This is a genomic window from Frankia sp. CcI49 (genome assembly GCF_001983215.1).
Classification (GTDB): domain Bacteria; phylum Actinomycetota; class Actinomycetes; order Frankiales; family Frankiaceae; genus Parafrankia; species Parafrankia irregularis.
In genome coordinates, this window is sequence record NZ_MOWP01000004.1 from 83,083 (window position 1) to 99,421 (window position 16,339).

Genomic DNA, 16,339 nt, shown 5'->3' on the forward strand with positions numbered 1-16,339 from the left:
TCCGTCAGGAGCGCGATTCTGCTCCCTTCTGCCTGTGTCCCTGCGAGAAGGAGTGGCTGCGTTGTTCGGATCTTCCCGAGGAAGAGTGCGACTGGCTGTCGCCGGTGCCCTCGCCCTGGCGGCGCTGGGGCTGTCCGGCCTGCCGGCGTCGGCCGACGGCCCGACGAGTGTGCGGATCAACGAGGTCGAGTCGAGCGGTGGTTCGCCCGGCGACTGGGTGGAGCTGGTGAACACCGRCGCCACCGCGGTGGATCTGTCCGGATGGGTGGTGAAGGACAACGACGACTCGCACGTGTTCACGATCGCGTCGGGCACGTCGCTGGCCGCCGGCGGGCGGGTGGTCGTCGATGTCGAGTCGGCCTACGGGCTGGGCAGCTCCGATTCGGTGCGGCTGTACCAGTCCGGCGGCACCACGTTGATCGACTCCTACACCTGGACGTCGCACGCGTCGACGACCTACGGGCGCTGCCCGGACGGGACGGGTTCGTTCGCCACCACACTCGCCTCGACCCGGGGCACCACCAACTCCTGCTCCGGCTCGGCCTGGCCCGGTGACTCGGCGGTGGCGGTGGCCGACGCCACGAACGTCTTCGGATCGAACCTCAGCGGTGTGTCGTTCCAGAGCTCGAGCGTTCTGTGGGCGGTGAAGAACGGCACCGGTACGTTGTACCGCCTCGTTCCCAGCGGTTCGACCTGGATCCGTGACACGACCGGCGGCTGGTCCAGCGGCAAGGTGCTGCACTACGCGAACGGCTCCGGCGACCCGGACGCCGAAGGCGTCGTCGTGARCCCGGATGGCGTCCTGGTGGCAACCGAACGGAACAACAGCAACGACAACGTCAGTCTGCTGAAGGTCCTGCGGTACGACGGTTCATCCACCGCGACGTCGTTGAACGCCACCGCGGAGTGGAACCTCACCGCGGACCTGCCGTCGTCGGATCCCAACAGCGGGCTCGAATCCATCGCCTGGGTGCCGGACACCTATCTGACCGCGCATGGCTTCCGTGATGAGCACACCAACAGCACCTACAACCCGGCCAACTACGCCGGCCACGGCACCGGCCTGTACTTCGTCGGCCTCGAGTCCAACGGGACGATCTACGCCTACGCGCTCGACCAGGCCGGCGGTGGCTACACCAGGGTCGCCACCTTCGGCAGCGGCCTGGCAACGCTGATGGATCTGGAGTTCGACGCGGTGACCGGCCATCTGTGGGCCGTCTGTGACAACACCTGCGCGGGTAGGGCCACCACGTCGGACATCAACGGCCAGGGCCAGTTCGCCGTGACCGCCACCTACCAGCGGCCCACGGGGATGGGCAACTACAACAACGAGGGCTTCGCCATCTCGCCGCAGGCCTGCGCGGCCGGCCGCAGGCCGGTCATCTGGGCCGATGACAGCAACGACGCCAGCCACGCGCTGCGCAGCGGAACCCTGACCTGCTGACCTGCTGAATCTGTTGTCCTGAGCTGGTTCCGCCTCTCGGGTCCTGGACTCGGGACCCGAGAGGCGGGAGGCGGGAGGACGCCGAGGATCACCCGTGCCGGCGGGGGGCGGCACCGTCACGTGGTGATCGTCGGACCGCCCGCCGCTACGGAGCGGGCTGGCTGCCCGCAGTGGGTTCCGGCGATCCGCCGGAGGTTGCCGTGGCCGTGGCAGCCGACCTGGCCTGCTGCAGGGCGGCCATCTCACGCTCGACCATCGCCTCGTGCACCCGCTCGTCCTCGCGGGCCAGCCGAGGGCTCCACCGTCCGGTCAGCAGGAAGATGAACGGGACGAACACGATCTGGCCCGCGACGCACACCCACCACCAGTTCTGCCACTGGCTCGGGTTGTCCTTCTGGGCGTCGGCGACCTCCGTGCCGTGGGCACCGAGGTAGGCGAGGTCGTCCGGTGGGATCGCGGCCTCGGCGGAGGTCAGGACGGCGCCGTACTTCTGCACGAGGGCGAGATCGGCCTTGACGTCGGGGTCGCCCAGCCTGGTGAGCAGCTCGACCGCCGTCGGCTGCGGGACGCCGAGCTCCTTGACGATGTCGGCGAGGGCCGCGCCGATCGCGGTGCCGTCGGGCGGGTCCTRCTGCAACGCCTTCAGCGTGTCCGGGTCGATCGCCTGCGCGGTGGCGAGCTCCCGGGACCGCTCCCGCACGGCCGTCGACACCGCCGCTGCCTCGGTGGCGGTGGCACCCTGCTCGGCCGCGACCTGGCCGAGCGCCCTGGACAGCGCCGCCGTGTCCTCGGGGTTCCTGGCCAGTGCGGCCGAGGTCGCCGGGTCGATCGCGGAGAGAACCGCGACCTCCTTGGGATGCGCCGTGACGATGTGCTCGACGCGGGTCCCCTTGTCGACGAGGACGGATGTGGCGGGCAGCGCGAACGTGAAGAGGATCAGTGCGACGCTGACGACGACGCGCAGGATCCAGCCCCAGATGGCGAGACCGGTGGCGGTCGCCGAGGGGCTGTGCTTCTCGACCGTCTCGGTGAAGGCCGCCATCCAGGCCACGTAGGCGATTCCGCTGCCGGCGGCGCTGAGCACGAAATAGAAGGCGATCGCGTAGTAGCCGGTGTCGGGGTCGGTCGTCGACAACGCGAACAGAATGTTCCCGACGACGCTGATCGCCATGCCGACGACCATGAAGGGCTTGCGGACCCGGAAGTGGTCCGACAACGCTCCGGCGACGACCAGGGCGATCGCGTTGGAGATCCAGTACCAGTTGGCCACCGCGTTCGCCCGCGCCTCGGAGTACCCGTGGACGGTGGCGAAGTAGACGACGGCGAAGCCGACCAGAATGTAATAGAGCAGCAGGAAGGTGCTGATCGCGAAGGCGGGCCCGATCACGTTGGGTTTCAGCACCCGTCGCCAGGACCCGGCGGACGCCTGTTCGGGGTCGATGCCCGCGGCCCGGGCCTCGATCAGCGCGCGGTCGCGCATGCTGACCATGAGCTGGTCACGCAGCGCCGGTGCCAGCTCCCGAAGCCCGACCAGGGCGACCACGAACATCACCAGACCGACCACGCCACAGACGTAGAACTGGAAGCGCCAGTCGGGGTGCTCGTCCAGGGTGTTGCTCGACACGCTGGTGACCGTGAGGCTGCCGAGTACCGGGCCCAGGGTCCAGAAGCCCATGGCGAGGCCCCGCCCGACCTGCGGTGAGAAGTCCCGGACCAGTGCCGGAGTGGCCACCAGCACGATTCCCTCGACGAAGCACAGCACTGAGTACATGACGGTGAAACCGGCCTTGCCGGGTGCGTTCGGCAGCCCCAGCAGTGCGATCAGGGCCACCGCGAGCACGCCGACCACGACGAGGTTGGCCCGGCCCCAGCGGTCGGTGAGACCGGCGAAAAGCGATGCGAAGGCGCCGATCGCATTGCCGATGACGCTGACGAAGACGAAGGCCGTGAACGAGAAGTGGTAATGCTCGATGATCTGCGTCGCGACCGCGCCCTGGGTGTACAGCGCGTAGTAGAGAAAAACGGCCACGAGGACGGTGATCGCGAGATAGAGGCCGCGGGGTCCATTGGCGGGGTAGTGGGCGAGCTGGCGTAACCAGAGCCTGCGGATGCCATTTCGATCCGGGCTGCGGGTGTCGGCCGGCGGATCGATCGTCAGACTCAAATGACTGTCCTCCGCGGTCGTCGGTCGGGGCCGAGGCGAGACGCTCGCTCGGCGCGACAGGCGGCGCGCGACCGGCGGGCGATGTGGCGTGCGCCACAGCTAGGCACGGTAAGCGACGGGGCGGCAACTAAGCAAGCGATTAGTCAGCACCAGGTTCCTGGACTGTGAAGGGGAGCCTGTGACCTGCACCGACGTGCTGGGCGCCCGGAGCGCCCTGAGCGCCCTGAGCCTGGGTGGGGCGAGTCCGAAGAGCGGATGGGCGTCGTTCCGGAGCCAGCCGCGAGATCGCGCAGATCAGGATCGACGATCGGTTGAACGCGGTCTGAGGTCGCCGGGGGCAGGTGAACCCGGGCTGCCCGGCAAGGGCGGCAACTCGACGTCGTGGCTCGAAATTCTGAGGATTCTGGTCGTACCAGCGACCACGATCCTTAGGCTTTGCCGGGCAGCGGCAGCGGACCGGAACCGCAGCTCGAGGCGTAGCTCGAGGCGTAGCTCGAGGATATGATGGTTTTCGTCGTTCTTGCGACCAGAATCCTCAGATCTTGCGGGCGGCAGTGGCAGTCCGAAGCTCGGAAACGTGCTACAGGCTCCCCGGCGACCGAAATTCTCATTTCCTCGTGACTGCCGGCCGCCCTGTGGTCGCTTCGCCGCTTTTGGTGCGCGTTTTCACCGGCCCGCGGCCGCTGTCAACGCGCCTCCTGCAGACCTCGCCTATGGAAGAGCTGCGCCGACCATCCGCAGCGACAGCTCGGCGTACCGGCGGCCGATCTCCGCCGGGGTCCACGAGCCGTCGTCCCGGTACCAGCGGCCGATGTCGATGGCGAGGGAGACCAGTGCGGTCGCCGTCATCGCCGGATCGGGCGCGACGAACACCTTCGCGGCGACACCTCGCTGCACGATTCCGCCGATCTCCGCGGCGATCTCCCGCCGAATGGCGTGAATCTCCTCCCGATGCTCCGAGCTCAGTGCGGCGAGCTCGTAGTTGACCACCCGGGCGGTGGTGTGATCGCGAGCATGCGACTCGGCGAAGGTCTGGGCCACTCTGCGCAGTTGCTCGACCGGGTCATCCGAGTGGGCGAGCGCCGCGCGCAGCCTCGCGAGCGTCCGTTGGTGCCCGGTCAACGAGATGAGGTAAAGCAGTTCTTCCTTCGATTTGTGATGGACGTACAGGGCTGCCGAACTCATTCCCGCCGCCGCCGCGATGTCGCGGGTGGTGGTGCCGTGAAAACCTTTTGTCGCGAACGCGTCGAGGGCGGCCGCGAGAAGACGCGCGCGGGTCGCGTCGGCGCGCGAAGCCTCCGGGATCCGAGTCAAGGCGTGTCCGTTCTCGTCCGCGGCCATGGCGAGTGCCCGGCGCGCGGAGCATCAGGTAGGTATGCGGGCCGTTGCCGCATCGGTCGGGGCGGGCCGCCTGATCGGCCACGCTCACCGGGCACGCCCTCGGGCGGCCAGGCTCGATGTGGCCCTCGACCGCCCCCGCTCCCGCGAGACGGTCTCCTGCTCCTGTCCTCCACACTATCCGGGCGTGGGCAGATGTGGATCCGTCCCGCTCGTCAGGACACGGCCGCTGTGTTCCCGGCCGGTACCTTCACGCTGGTGGATGTGCTTCCGAACAGTCCCGCATCGTCCGAGACCGCTGCGCTGCCGGAGGCCGCCGTGCGACCGGAGCCGATGCTGCCCACCGCCGCGATCGACGCCGCCGTGCGGGCGCTCGACCTGAACGATCGAAGGATGGCGATCGGTCCCGACGAGGGCCTCGCGCTGCGGGTGGTCAAGGTGGCCGAGGAGTGCGGCGAGGCGAGCGCGGCGCTGATCGGCCTACGCGGACAGAACCCGCGCAAGAGCCGCGGTTCGGAGCAGGAGCTGATCGACGAGCTCCTCGACGTGGCGCTTTCCGCGCTGGTCGCCGCCGCCTCGACAACCGGTGACTGGGCGGCCCGGTTCACGGCCCATGTCGAGGCGAGGACGGCCCGGCTGATCGCGGCCGTGGGGGAGCGGCATCCCGGCGAGTGATCGGCGCGAGTGATCGGCGCATGGTGGCGGTGCGCGGAGATCGGATCGAGGTGCGTGGCGGTCGGCCGCCGGAGGTCGGTGGGCAGGTGGCGGAGGCCTGCGGTCGGCCGGCGGAGGTCGGTGGGCAGGCGGCAAGGCGCGTCGCGCGGGCGGATCTCGTCGCAGGTGGGCGGCATAGGCTCGGGCCCATGTCATCTTCGGAGCCGGCGGCCGCCGGGAACGACCCGGCCCAGCACTGGGGCGACCAGCGGCACAAGACCATCACCTGGTACGACCCGGCCACCAGCGCGGCCCAGGGCCTGACCATGTCCGGCCTGGAGTTCCTGCGTGCCATGATGGACGGCACGGTCCCACCGCCGCCGATCTCCCAGGTGTTCGACTTCCGGCCGGTCTCGGCGGACGTCGGTGATGTCGTCTTCACCTGCGAGCCGGACGAGTCCGCGTACAACCCGATCGGACTGGTGCACGGCGGCCTCGTCTGCACGCTCCTCGACACGGCGGCTGCCTGCGCGGTGCACACGACCCTGGCCGCCGGCACCGCGTACACCTCGCTTGAGATCAAGGTCAACTATGTTCGCCCGGTCCAGATCGTGCCGGGCGGGACGAACACGCTGACCGCCCATGGCTGGGTGACCCGCCCCGGCCGTCGGGCTGCGTTCGCGGAGGCGGATGTCCGTGACGCCGCCGGGCGCGTGGTGGCCACCGCGAGCAGCACCTGCCTCGTCATGAGCTAGCGAACAGGCCGTCGGTGCCCGCCGGCTCCGCGCCCGCCGGCTCCGCGCCCGCCAGTACCGTGCCGGCCTACAGCGGTGCCGGGCCAAGGCGGCGCCACGCCGGTGCCGTCGCCCGAAACCTGTCAGGTGGGACGTGTGGGGCAGGTGAACAGGCGTTGAAATCCCAGCTTGGCGTGCCATGCGCGGGCGGGCCGATGATGGGATCGGGGCTGATGAGCCCTACCGGAGGCTGCCATGAGCGAGACGACCGCAGGAACATCCGACGTGCGGCTGGTTGTTGATTCACTTCCCTTCACGCCACCCACCGAGTACCTCGGCGCGGACGTCCGTTCACTGACAGTGGTCGAGGATGACGCGGACGACGCGACCCTGTTCCGTCCGGACGGCACGTCCATCGACACCTGGCGGGAGAACTACCCGTACACGCACCGGCTCTCCCGCGACGCCTATGAGCGGGAGAAGCGGCTGCTGCAGATCGAGCTGCTCAAGCTCCAGTACTGGGTGAAGGACACCGGTCAGAAGGTCGTCCTGCTTTTCGAGGGCCGGGACGCCGCAGGCAAGGGCGGCACCATCAAGCGGTTCACCGAGCACCTGAACCCGCGTGGGGCCCGGGTCGTGGCGCTGGAGAAACCGACCGAGACCGAGCGTGGGTCCTGGTACTTCCAGCGGTACATCGAGCATCTGCCGACCGCCGGCGAGATCGTGATGTTCGACCGCTCCTGGTACAACCGGGCCGGCGTCGAGCGGGTCATGGGCTTCTGCACGGAAGCCCAGTACCACGAGTTCCTCGGCCAGGCGCCCGCGCTCGAGGAGATGCTCATCGAAAGCGGCATCCACCTCATCAAGCTGTGGTTCTCGGTCTCACGCAGCGAGCAGCAGACGCGGTTCCTGATCCGTCAGATCGACCCGGTGCGGCAGTGGAAGCTCAGCCCCGTCGATCTCGCGGCCCTGGACCGGTGGGACGACTACACCAAGGCCAAGGAAGCCATGTTCGTCCACACGGACAGCAAGAAGGCGCCCTGGACCGTCATCAAGAGCAACGACAAGAAACGGGCCAGGCTGGAGGCCATGCGCCACGTCCTGTCGCAGTTGGAGTACGCCGGCCGGGACGAGTCGGTCATCGGGCAGCCGGACCCGCGAATCGTCGTCTCCGCGACGGAACTGCTGAAATCCGGCGAATAGTCGGCCGGCAGGCCACGATGGTCGCATGTACCTGGACCAGTCGGGCCTGGCTGGCGGCGGTGACGCCGTGGCTCGCCCCCTGCGGCGAGGCCCCGCTCGTCCCGAGGTGGGGCCGGTGTGCCCGTTCGCCGTCGAGTGCCCGGCTTCGATCCAGCGCTGGGAGCGGCTGACCTTCCTGCACTGGCCGTTCGAGCCCGAGGTGGTGCGCCGCCGGCTGCCGCCGGAGCTGACCGTGGACACCTTCGACGGCCAGGCCTGGGTCAGCCTGGTGCCCTTCGCCATGCGGGTGGCGACCGGCCGCGGGTGGTCGTTGCCGTGGATGTCCGCGTTCCCGGAGACCAACGTCCGCACCTATGTGGTCGATCGGCGGGGTCGTCGCGGGGTCTGGTTCTTCTCCCTGGACGCCGCCAGGCTCCCCGCGGTTCTGATGGCGCGCGGGGGTTTCCGGCTTCCCTACCTGTGGTCCGCCATGCGGGTCGTCCGCACCGGGGAAGGCTGGCCGGGCCCGCGTCGCACGCTCGGCCAGGACGGGATCGGCCAGGACGGGATCGGTCGGGACGAGATCCTCTACCGGACGCGGCGTCGCTGGCCGGGGCCGCGGGGGGCGTCCAGCCGGGTGCGGGTCCGGATCGGCGCCGCGTATCAGGCCGGCGAGCTCAGCCCGTTGGATCACTTCCTCACCGCCCGCTGGCGCCTCTACAGCTCGACCGGGCCGAGCCATCGGACCGTGCCGGCCTGCCACGAGCCCTGGCCGCTCCACCGGGCGGATCCCGTGGAGCTCGACGACGGGCTGCTGGGCGCGGCCGGACTCGCCCCGCCGGCGGTCGAGCCGCTGATGCACTACTCGCCCGGTGTGCAGGTGCGGATCGGCCGCCCGGAACGGTACCTGTGACCGCTCCCGGCCAGTCCGCCCAGGGAGTCGGCCGGTGGGCCTACGGCAGCCTGCGGGCGAGGGTCAGCCCGTCGGCGACGGGCAGCATGACGACCTGGACCCGCCGGTCACGGGCGAGCGCCTCGTTGAAGGCCCGCATGGCGACGACGTTCGGGCTGGCCTCGGTCTCGGCTCCGTCCTCGGCGAGCACCCGCCCGGACTGCAGGACGTTGTCCACGATGATCAGGCCGTTCGGGTTCAGYCGGGGCAGCAGCAGCTCGAGGTAGGTCTGGTACGCCTCCTTGTCGGCGTCGATGAAGGCGAGATCGAAGGTGGGCCGCGCGGGCAGCCGCGCCAGCGACTCGGCTGCCGGGCCGAGGCGGAGCTCCACCCGGTCGCTCACCCCGGCCCGCTCCCAGTAGCGCCGTGCGATGGACGTCCACTCGTCGCTGACGTCCAGGCACAGCAGCCGGCCGCCGGGCGGCAGGGCGCGGGCCACGCACAGCGAGGAGTAGCCGGTGAAGGTCCCGATCTCGATGGCGCGGGACGGCGCGATCGCCGCGGTCAGGATCGTCAGCAGGGCGCCCTGATCGGCGGGGATCTGCATCCCGGCGGCGCCGCCCAGGGCCGCGGTCTCGGCCGTGAGGTCCGCGAGGATGTCGTCGGTCGGCGACCCGTGGGTGACGAGGTACCGATACAGCTGCGGGGGCAGGAAACCGGACTTGCCGTGGAAGGAGTGCCCGTCGGCGGGCGGGATGTCCGAACGGGAGGTCACGCGTCGAGGCTATCGAAGCGGCTCGGCGTCCGGCCGCCCGCGCGGTTGCCGGGCCGCGGCGGGCCGCGGTGGGCAACGGCGGGCGGCAATCGCGCGAACGGGCACGAGGTGGGCGCGTGGTGGATACACCGTGCTGTCGGGCTGTCACTTCTCCGGAAAAGATCCCTGATCGGGGTCTTCATGTGTCACGGTGGGTATTCCCGAAGAATTCCACTGCTCCGACCGGGGGTGGGGCCGATACTCTCGGGGGCGTGCTCAGAAGGCTCGATCTGCGTTCCGTGAGACCCAGCGCCTCGGAGGTCCGCCGCCTCATCCCGCGGGCGGCCGTCGACGTCGACGTGGCGATCGAGGCGGTGCGCCCGGTCTGTGATGATGTGCGGGCCCGCGGTGACGCGGCTGTCCTCGATGCCGCCGAGCGGTTCGACCGGGTTCGGCCGGCGAGCCTGCGGGTGCCGGCCGAGGATCTCGAGGCCGCGCTGGCGGCGCTCGCGCCGGCGGTGCGTGACGCGCTGACCGAGGCGATCCGGCGGGCACGGCTGGTGCATCGGGCTCAGCTGCGCGAGCCGGTCGTCGTCGAGGTCGCCCCCGGCACGACGGTCACCGAGCGGTGGATCCCGGTGGAGCGGGTCGGCCTCTACGTGCCGGGTGGCCGGGTCGCCTACCCGAGCAGCGTCGTGATGAACGTGGTGCCCGCGCAGGAGGCCGGTGTCGGGTCGCTGGCGGTGGCCTCGCCGCCCCAGGTGGACAACGACGGCCGGCCGCACCCGGTGGTGCTGGCGGCGTGTGCGCTGCTCGGCGTCGACGAGGTCTACGCGGCCGGTGGGGCACAGGCGGTCGCCATGTTCGCGCACGGCACCCAGAGCTGCCCGGCGGTCGACGTGGTCACCGGTCCCGGCAACGTGTACGTCACGGCGGCGAAGCGGCTGCTGCGGGGCGTGGTCGGCGTCGACGCGGAGGCGGGCCCGACGGAGGTCGCGATTCTCGCCGACGACTCGGCCCGGCCGGATTTCGTCGCCGCCGATCTGATCGCCCAGGCCGAGCACGACCCGATGGCGGCCTGCCTGCTGGTCACGACCTCGGTCGAGCTCGCTGACGCCGTCGATGTCGAGCTGGACAAGCAGGTTCCCCGCACCCGGCACCGCGAGCGGGTGGCGGAGGCGCTGGCCGGGCAGGGCGCGGTGGCGCTGGTCGCCGACCTCGACGCCGGGCTGGCCGTCGCCGACGCCTGGGCGGCGGAGCACCTGGAGATCCAGACGGTGGACGCGGCGGCGGTCGCCGCCCGGGTGCGCAACGCCGGGGCGATCTTCGTCGGGCCGTACGCCCCGGTTCCGCTGGGTGACTATCTGGCTGGTTCCAACCACGTCCTGCCCACGGGCGGGACGGCACGGCATTCCGGTGGTCTCGCGGTGTCCGCCTTCCAGCGGCAGGTGCACGTCGTCTCCTGCGACGCCGACGCGCTGGCCGACATCGCACCGCGGATCGCCGCGCTCGGCACGGCCGAGGATCTGACCGGGCACGTTGACGCGGTGGAGGTGCGGGCACGATGACCGAGGATTCGGTGGATGCGACGAGCGACGCCGCCGGCCCCCTCCAGGCCGACGCCCCCGCCTTCGACGGGATGCGGGTGGAGCCGATCTCCGCGCCGGCCGCGGGCCTGGGGGGCGGTCCGGGCGTGGGCCCCGGTCTCGACCGCGGATCCCGTCCGGGTGCGGCGACGTCGGGCGGACGTCCGGCGCGGCGCGTGGTCACGCTGGACGACCTGCCGCTGCGTGACGACCTGCGCGGCCTGTCGCCCTACGGCGCGCCGCAGATCGACGTCCCGGTCCGGCTGAACACGAACGAGAACCCGCATCCGCCGTCGGCCGGCCTGGTCGACGCGCTGGGGAAGGCCGCGACCCTCGCCGCGACGGAGGCGAACCGCTACCCGGACCGCGACGCCGAGGCCCTGCGCGCCGATCTCGCCTACTATCTGACCTCGGACGCCGGTTTCGGTGTGCACACCGCCCAGGTGTGGGCGGCGAACGGGTCCAACGAGATCCTTCAGCAGCTCTGCCAGGTGTTCGGCGGGCCAGGCCGGACGGCGGTCGGCTTCGAGCCGTCGTACTCGATGCACCGGCTGATCGCGCTGGCCACCGCCACCGGCTGGGTCGGGGAGCAGCGGGCGGAGGACTTCACCCTCGACGCCGAGCGGGTCGCCGGTGCGATCCACCGGCACCGGCCGGCGTTGCTGTTCCTCGCCTCGCCGAACAACCCGACCGCCACCGCCCTGGGCCTGGATGTCATCGCCGCCGCCTGCGACGCGATGGAGGAGGTGGGCTCCGGGGTGGTCGTGGTGGACGAGGCCTATGCGGAGTTCCGCCGGGCCGGCGTGCCCAGCGCCCTCACCCTGCTGCCGGATCACCCCCGCCTGGTCGTCACACGGACGATGAGCAAGGCGTTCGCGCTGGCCGGAGCCCGGGTCGGGTACCTCGCGGCGCATCCGGCGGTCGTCGACGCCCTCGCGCTGGTCCGGCTGCCCTACCACCTGTCGTCGTTCACCCAGGCGATCGCGCGTACCGCGCTGGCGCACGCCGACGAGCTGCTCGGCACGGTCGAGGCGGTGAAGGCCCAGCGCGACCTGCTCGCGCGGGAGCTGCCGCAGCTCGGGTGCGAGGTGGCGCCGAGCGACGCGAACTTCGTGCTGTTCGGGCATTTCACCGACCAGCGGGCGGTGTGGCAGGGCCTGCTCGACGCCGGGGTGCTCGTGCGGGACGTCGGCCTCGGCGGCTGGCTGCGGGTGACGGCGGGCCTGCCCGCCGAGACGGACGCCTTCCTCGCCGCCCTGCGCGCGGTGCTCACGGGCAACCCGTCGCTGCTGCGGACCGGGCCCGCGGCGCCGGCCGACACCAGCGTGGTCGGATAGCTCGAACAGCACCGACGCCGTCGAACACGTAGTAGACGTTCAAGACCCACGAGGGATCACACACGTATGGCGCGAACCGCTCGGATCGAGCGCAAGACCAAGGAGTCGCACGTCCTGATCGAGCTCGATCTCGACGGGACGGGGCTGGCCTCGTCCGAGACCGGCGTCCCGTTCTTCGATCACATGATGGAGCAGCTCGGCAAGCACGGTGGCTTCGACCTCACCGTGCGGACCGAGGGCGACCTGCACATCGACGCCCACCACACCGTCGAGGACACCTCGATCGCCTTCGGTGCGGCGCTGCGCGAGGCGCTCGGTGACAAGGCCGGCATCCGGCGGTTCGGGGACGCGACCGTCCCGCTCGACGAGGCGCTGGTGCAGTCGGCCGTCGATCTTTCCGGGCGGCCCTACTGCGTGCATGTCGAGCCKGAGCTGGTCGGGCTGATCGGCACCTACGACACGACGCTCACCCGGCACGTCTTCGAGTCGATCACCGCGTCGGCGCGGATCGCGCTGCACGTGCGGGTGCTGTCGGGGCGCAACGCGCACCACGTCGTCGAGGCCCAGTTCAAGTCCGTCGCCCGCGCGATGCGCGACGCCGTCGCCCTGGACGCGCGGGTCGCCGGGGTTCCCTCGACGAAGGGTGTGCTTTGACCAGCGCCCGTCCGAAGGTCGTCGTCCTCGACTACGGCTCGGGCAACCTGCGGTCGGCCGAGCGGGCGGTCGCCCGGGTCGGCGCGGAGGTGACCGTCACCGCGGATCTCGACGCGGCGCGTGCCGCTGACGGGCTCGTCGTGCCCGGGGTCGGCGCGTACGCGGCCTGCATGGCGGGCATCGAGGCGATCGGCGGCGGCGCCGTCGTGCACGAGCGGCTCGCGGCCGGCCGCCCGGTGCTGGGGATCTGCGTCGGCATGCAGATCCTCTACGAGGTCGGGGACGAGCACGGGGTGCGCACGGCGGGCCTCGGCGTGCTCACGGGCAGTGTGGACCGGCTGTCCGCGCCGGTCCTGCCGCACATGGGCTGGAACCTGGTCGCCCCGCCGCCGGAGTCCGTCCTGTTCGCCGGTGTGGACGCGGGCACGCGTTTCTACTTCGTGCACTCCTACGCCGCCCGGCCCCAGGCGGGGGACACCGTGGCCGAGCACGGCGAGCCGTTCGCGGCCGCGGTCGAGCGTGGTCCGCTGATGGCCACCCAGTTCCACCCGGAGAAGTCCGGTGACGCCGGCGCGCACGTGCTGGAGAACTGGCTGCGCACGCTGAACTGACCTGCCGCGCACCGGCGCCGGTCGGAGCACCGGTGCCGGCCAGCGCGGTGCCGGTGCCGGTCAGCGCGCCGGGCCTGGTCACCCGGGCGGCACCGCCCGGAGTCGGTTGGTGGTGTAGAGGCGTGCGACGACGTCCTCGATCGCCGGTTCGCCGACGGCGAGGTCAACCAGCGGGTAACGGGCCGCGACCGCGCTGACCAGTGGTGCCGCGCTGTCCTGGGAGCTGAACTCCAGCCACTGCCGGGCGCCGTCCACCCGCACGACCCGGGCGCCCTCGATCGTCATCGCCGGATGTGGCTCGGCGAGGTCGACCCGCAGTGTCCGGACGCCGCCGATGCGGGTACGCAGCTCGTCCAGGGTGCCGTCGAAGCCGAGCCGGCCGTGGTCGATGACCATCACCCGCCGGCACAGCTGCTCCACGTCGGTCATGTCGTGTGTCGTGAGCAGGATCGTCGTCCCCGACTCCCGGTTGGTGCGGGCGAGGAAGGACCGCACGGCGGCCTTCGAGACCACGTCGAGGCCGATGGTCGGTTCGTCCAGGTAGACGATCTCGGGCTCGGGCAGGAAGGCGGCGGTGACGCTGCCGCGCATCCGCTGCCCGAGCGAGAGCTGGCGGACCGGTGTGTCGATGAAGGAGGCGAGATCGAGAAGCTCGATGAACTCGTCGAGGTTCCGGCGGTATCGCGCCGGCGAGATCCGATAGATCCGTTGGATGAGGTCGAAGCTGTCGCGAAGCGGTAGATCCGACCACAGCGCGGACCGCTGCCCGAACACGACACCGATGCGCCGCGCGAGGCGCAGCCGCTGCCGGGACGGGTCCAGCCCGGCGACCCGCAGCCGCCCCGCGGACGGAGTGAGGATCCCGACCAGCATCTTGATGGTGGTGCTCTTGCCGGCGCCGTTCGGCCCGAGATACCCGACGATCTCCCCGGCCCGCACGCTGAACGACAGGTCTCGGACCGCGTGGACGTCGCTGCGTTCCCGCCGCATCCACCCCGTCCTCCGCCGCAGCACGAACGTCCGGGTGACCTCGCTGACGTCGATCACGGAAGCATCGGATGGAAGGGTCACCCGCCCTCCCCGCGGTAGTGACGGATCCCGGCGCTCCACGCGATCCCGGCGGCCAGGCAGCTGGCCAGCGCGACCAGCGGCGAGAGGAAGCCGGTGAAGCCCGGCAGGCCGAACGGGTCGGGCCGGCCGAGGATGAACAGCGCGGGCTGCCAGTTCACGAAGGCGACCGGGAAGACGAAGGTCAGCAGCATCGCCATCCGGCGGCCGTAGATCGTCAGCGGGTACTGCGTCGCCAGCGCGGAGCCCTGGCGGACCGCCGCGATGGCGACGCTGGCATCCGGGGCGACGAACAGGACGGCGGCCACCCCCACCGCGAGGCTGATACTGATCACCGTTCCGCAGAGGACCATCATCGGAAGGATCGCGACCCGTCCGGGGCTCCAGTCCACCGGGAGCGCGGCGAGGCTCACCGCGAACACGGCGGTGGGCTGCGCCAGACGCCCCAGCCGCTGGGCCGAGAAGTCCATCGTCGCGCTCTGCACGAGCACGCTGACCGGCCGGGTGAGCGTCGCGTCCATCCTTCCGTCCTTGATCTGCCAGCCGAGCTGGTCAAGCGGGCCCACCAGGGCCTCGGCGAGGGCGAAGGGCAGGGCGGAGGACCCGTAGAGGAACGCGACCTCGGACAGCGCGAACCCGTCGAGGTCGGGGAGATGGGCGAAGATGATGCCGATCGTGGCCAGGTCCAGCGCGGCGCCCGCCATCTCCACGAGCGTGTACATCACCAGTGAGACGCGGTACTGCGCCGCCGACCGGAACGCCGCACGGACGAGGAGCAGGTAGAGCGCGGCCTCGTCGCGCACCAGACCGAGCCGCCCGCCGCCGGTGGCGCTGCGAGCACCACCGGTCATCCGTCCCGCATCGTCGGCCATCGGTTCCGCGCTGCTCGTCATCCGTTCTGCACCACCAGACGCCGGATCGCCCGGGATGTCAGCGCCTGCCCGGCCAGCAGCAGCACGAGGGCCCAGGTGGCCTGGAAGGCCAGTGCGCGGACCGGGCCGTCGTCCGCGGTGCCCAGGTAGAGGTCCATCGGGGTCTGGACGACGGCGCCGAAGGGCAGCAGGCCGGCGATGGTGCCGAGCGCGCCCGGGAACAGGACGAGCGGCAGGATCGCCCCGGAGAAGAACATCATCACCAGCGCCGAGACCGCCTGCACGCCGCGGAAGTCGGTCATCCAGAACGCGCTGAGCGCGACCAGATAGCGCAGGCCGAAGCTCACCAGCAGCGCCAGCCCCAGGCTCACGGCGAAGGCGGCTGCCGCGCCGGCTGTGCGCGGCAGCCGCAGGTCGAACAGCAGCACCCCGACGATCGCCGCCGGCAGGGCGCGGCTGGCCAGGTACACGGCCGCCCGCCCCACCTCGAGCCCGAGGTACCAGCGTTGGAAGCCCAGCGGCCGGACCAGGTCGACCTCGATGCTGCCGTTCCGGACCCGCCAGGGGATGTCGATCATTCCGCCGAAGACGGCGAAGGTCGTCACCAGGGACTGCCCGAGCACGGTGAAGGTGACCGCGGTGGTGCTGTCGTAGCCGGCGAGGCCGGGGCGGTGCGTCCACACGGCCAGCGCCAGGTGCCCGCGCAGCACGGTGAGCACGATGTTCGACACGATCGAGGCCAGGATCGCCGCCCGGTAGCGGAGCATCCGGCGTGCGGAGGCGGACGAGATCGCGCCCCACATCCGCGCCGACTCCCACGCGCTGCCGGGCCTGTCGAGCCTGCCGGTTCTGTCGAGCCTGGACAGGCTGCCGACCAGCCGCGTCGGGGAGGGCGATTCGGTGGGTGCCGCCGCTGGCGCAGCCGGTGCCGCCGCTGTCGGTGCCGCCGCTGTCGCCGGCAGCTCCGCGGACGCCGGCAACGTCGCCAGATTCGCCTGTGCCGGTGGGGGATTCGCCCGGTCGGGAATCATCGCTGCAAACCTAGAATG

The 16,339-nt window shown here is 71.1% G+C and carries 15 protein-coding genes; 9 read left to right on the plus strand and 6 right to left on the minus strand.

Features of this window, described 5'->3' with window-relative positions:
• The first annotated feature begins 61 nt into the window (after window positions 1–61).
• Window positions 62–1,444 (plus strand): lamin tail domain-containing protein, encoded by a 1,383-nt coding sequence (locus CcI49_RS01165; RefSeq protein WP_083749270.1) that lies wholly within the window; start codon window positions 62–64, stop codon window positions 1,442–1,444.
• 145 nt (window positions 1,445–1,589) lie between these two features.
• On the opposite strand, the gene CcI49_RS01170 is transcribed toward CcI49_RS01165, so the two are convergent.
• Both CcI49_RS01170 and CcI49_RS01175 read right to left on the minus strand, forming a co-directional pair.
• Window positions 1,590–3,608, minus strand: a complete 2,019-nt coding sequence (locus tag CcI49_RS01170; protein WP_076823710.1) for an MFS transporter — start codon at window positions 3,606–3,608, stop codon at window positions 1,590–1,592.
• A 711-nt stretch (window positions 3,609–4,319) separates the two neighbouring features.
• A complete protein-coding gene (locus CcI49_RS01175; protein ID WP_054564237.1) occupies window positions 4,320–4,949 on the minus strand; it encodes a TetR family transcriptional regulator in 630 nt (209 codons plus the stop codon).
• Between the two features lie 228 nt (window positions 4,950–5,177).
• Here CcI49_RS01175 and CcI49_RS01180 point away from each other — a divergent pair, with 228 nt between their 5' ends.
• From CcI49_RS01180 to CcI49_RS01195, 4 genes are all read left to right on the plus strand, one after another.
• The gene (locus CcI49_RS01180) at window positions 5,178–5,621 is read left to right on the plus strand and encodes a MazG-like family protein (RefSeq protein ID WP_083749245.1); all 444 of its coding nucleotides are present in this window, start codon (window positions 5,178–5,180) and stop codon (window positions 5,619–5,621) included.
• Window positions 5,622–5,809: 188 nt separating this feature from the next.
• A complete protein-coding gene (locus tag CcI49_RS01185; protein WP_076824175.1) occupies window positions 5,810–6,355 on the plus strand; it encodes a PaaI family thioesterase in 546 nt (181 codons plus the stop codon).
• Between the two features lie 234 nt (window positions 6,356–6,589).
• Entirely contained in the window at window positions 6,590–7,537 is a 948-nt protein-coding gene (gene ppk2, locus CcI49_RS01190) for a polyphosphate kinase 2 (RefSeq protein WP_054564234.1), read from the plus strand.
• A 25-nt stretch (window positions 7,538–7,562) separates the two neighbouring features.
• Window positions 7,563–8,429: a DUF2071 domain-containing protein gene (locus tag CcI49_RS01195; protein WP_083749246.1), complete on the plus strand. Its 867-nt coding sequence runs from the start codon at window positions 7,563–7,565 to the stop codon at window positions 8,427–8,429.
• A gap of 40 nt (window positions 8,430–8,469) precedes the next feature.
• Here the strand turns inward: CcI49_RS01195 and CcI49_RS01200 are convergent, their stop codons facing one another.
• On the minus strand, window positions 8,470–9,183 hold the full coding sequence (locus tag CcI49_RS01200) for an O-methyltransferase (RefSeq protein WP_054564232.1): 714 nt from the start codon (window positions 9,181–9,183) through the stop codon (window positions 8,470–8,472).
• 251 nt (window positions 9,184–9,434) lie between these two features.
• Here CcI49_RS01200 and hisD point away from each other — a divergent pair, with 251 nt between their 5' ends.
• From hisD to hisH, 4 genes are all read left to right on the plus strand, one after another.
• Complete coding sequence (gene hisD, locus CcI49_RS01205) at window positions 9,435–10,730, plus strand: histidinol dehydrogenase (RefSeq protein WP_035955297.1); 1,296 nt, start codon at window positions 9,435–9,437, stop codon at window positions 10,728–10,730.
• Window positions 10,727–12,085, plus strand: coding sequence for a histidinol-phosphate transaminase (locus tag CcI49_RS01210; protein ID WP_083749247.1), 1,359 nt, complete (start codon window positions 10,727–10,729; stop codon window positions 12,083–12,085). The genes hisD and CcI49_RS01210 overlap by 4 nt, the downstream gene beginning before the upstream one ends.
• A 66-nt stretch (window positions 12,086–12,151) precedes the next feature.
• Entirely contained in the window at window positions 12,152–12,739 is a 588-nt protein-coding gene (gene hisB, locus CcI49_RS01215; RefSeq protein ID WP_054564230.1) for an imidazoleglycerol-phosphate dehydratase HisB, read from the plus strand.
• Window positions 12,736–13,350, plus strand: a complete 615-nt coding sequence (gene hisH / locus CcI49_RS01220; protein WP_076823711.1) for an imidazole glycerol phosphate synthase subunit HisH — start codon at window positions 12,736–12,738, stop codon at window positions 13,348–13,350. The genes hisB and hisH overlap by 4 nt, the downstream gene beginning before the upstream one ends.
• Window positions 13,351–13,428: 78 nt before the next feature.
• Here the strand turns inward: hisH and CcI49_RS01225 are convergent, their stop codons facing one another.
• From CcI49_RS01225 to CcI49_RS01235, 3 genes are read right to left on the minus strand one after another with little or no spacing between them, the layout of a single operon-like run.
• Window positions 13,429–14,421 (minus strand): ATP-binding cassette domain-containing protein, encoded by a 993-nt coding sequence (locus CcI49_RS01225; RefSeq protein WP_054564228.1) that lies wholly within the window; start codon window positions 14,419–14,421, stop codon window positions 13,429–13,431.
• A complete protein-coding gene (locus CcI49_RS01230) occupies window positions 14,418–15,311 on the minus strand; it encodes an ABC-2 family transporter protein (RefSeq protein ID WP_347280098.1) in 894 nt (297 codons plus the stop codon). Before CcI49_RS01230 ends, CcI49_RS01225 begins: the two co-directional genes overlap by 4 nt.
• Window positions 15,308–16,321 (minus strand): ABC-2 family transporter protein, encoded by a 1,014-nt coding sequence (locus CcI49_RS01235; RefSeq protein ID WP_083749248.1) that lies wholly within the window; start codon window positions 16,319–16,321, stop codon window positions 15,308–15,310. Before CcI49_RS01235 ends, CcI49_RS01230 begins: the two co-directional genes overlap by 4 nt.
• Between the last annotated feature and the right edge of the window lie 18 nt (window positions 16,322–16,339).

Bases quoted from the DNA above. Each gene is read 5' to 3' on its own strand.
- CcI49_RS01175 (WP_054564237.1), bottom strand. From the start codon at position 4,949: ATGGCCGCGGACGAGAACGGACACGCCTTGACTCGGATCCCGGAGGCT.
- CcI49_RS01185 (WP_076824175.1), top strand. From the start codon at position 5,810: ATGTCATCTTCGGAGCCGGCGGCCGCCGGGAACGACCCGGCCCAGCAC.
- ppk2 (WP_054564234.1), top strand. From the start codon at position 6,590: ATGAGCGAGACGACCGCAGGAACATCCGACGTGCGGCTGGTTGTTGAT.
- CcI49_RS01195 (WP_083749246.1), top strand. From the start codon at position 7,563: ATGTACCTGGACCAGTCGGGCCTGGCTGGCGGCGGTGACGCCGTGGCT.
- CcI49_RS01210 (WP_083749247.1), top strand. From the start codon at position 10,727: ATGACCGAGGATTCGGTGGATGCGACGAGCGACGCCGCCGGCCCCCTC.
- CcI49_RS01230 (WP_347280098.1), bottom strand. From the start codon at position 15,311: ATGACGAGCAGCGCGGAACCGATGGCCGACGATGCGGGACGGATGACC.
- CcI49_RS01235 (WP_083749248.1), bottom strand. From the start codon at position 16,321: ATGATTCCCGACCGGGCGAATCCCCCACCGGCACAGGCGAATCTGGCG.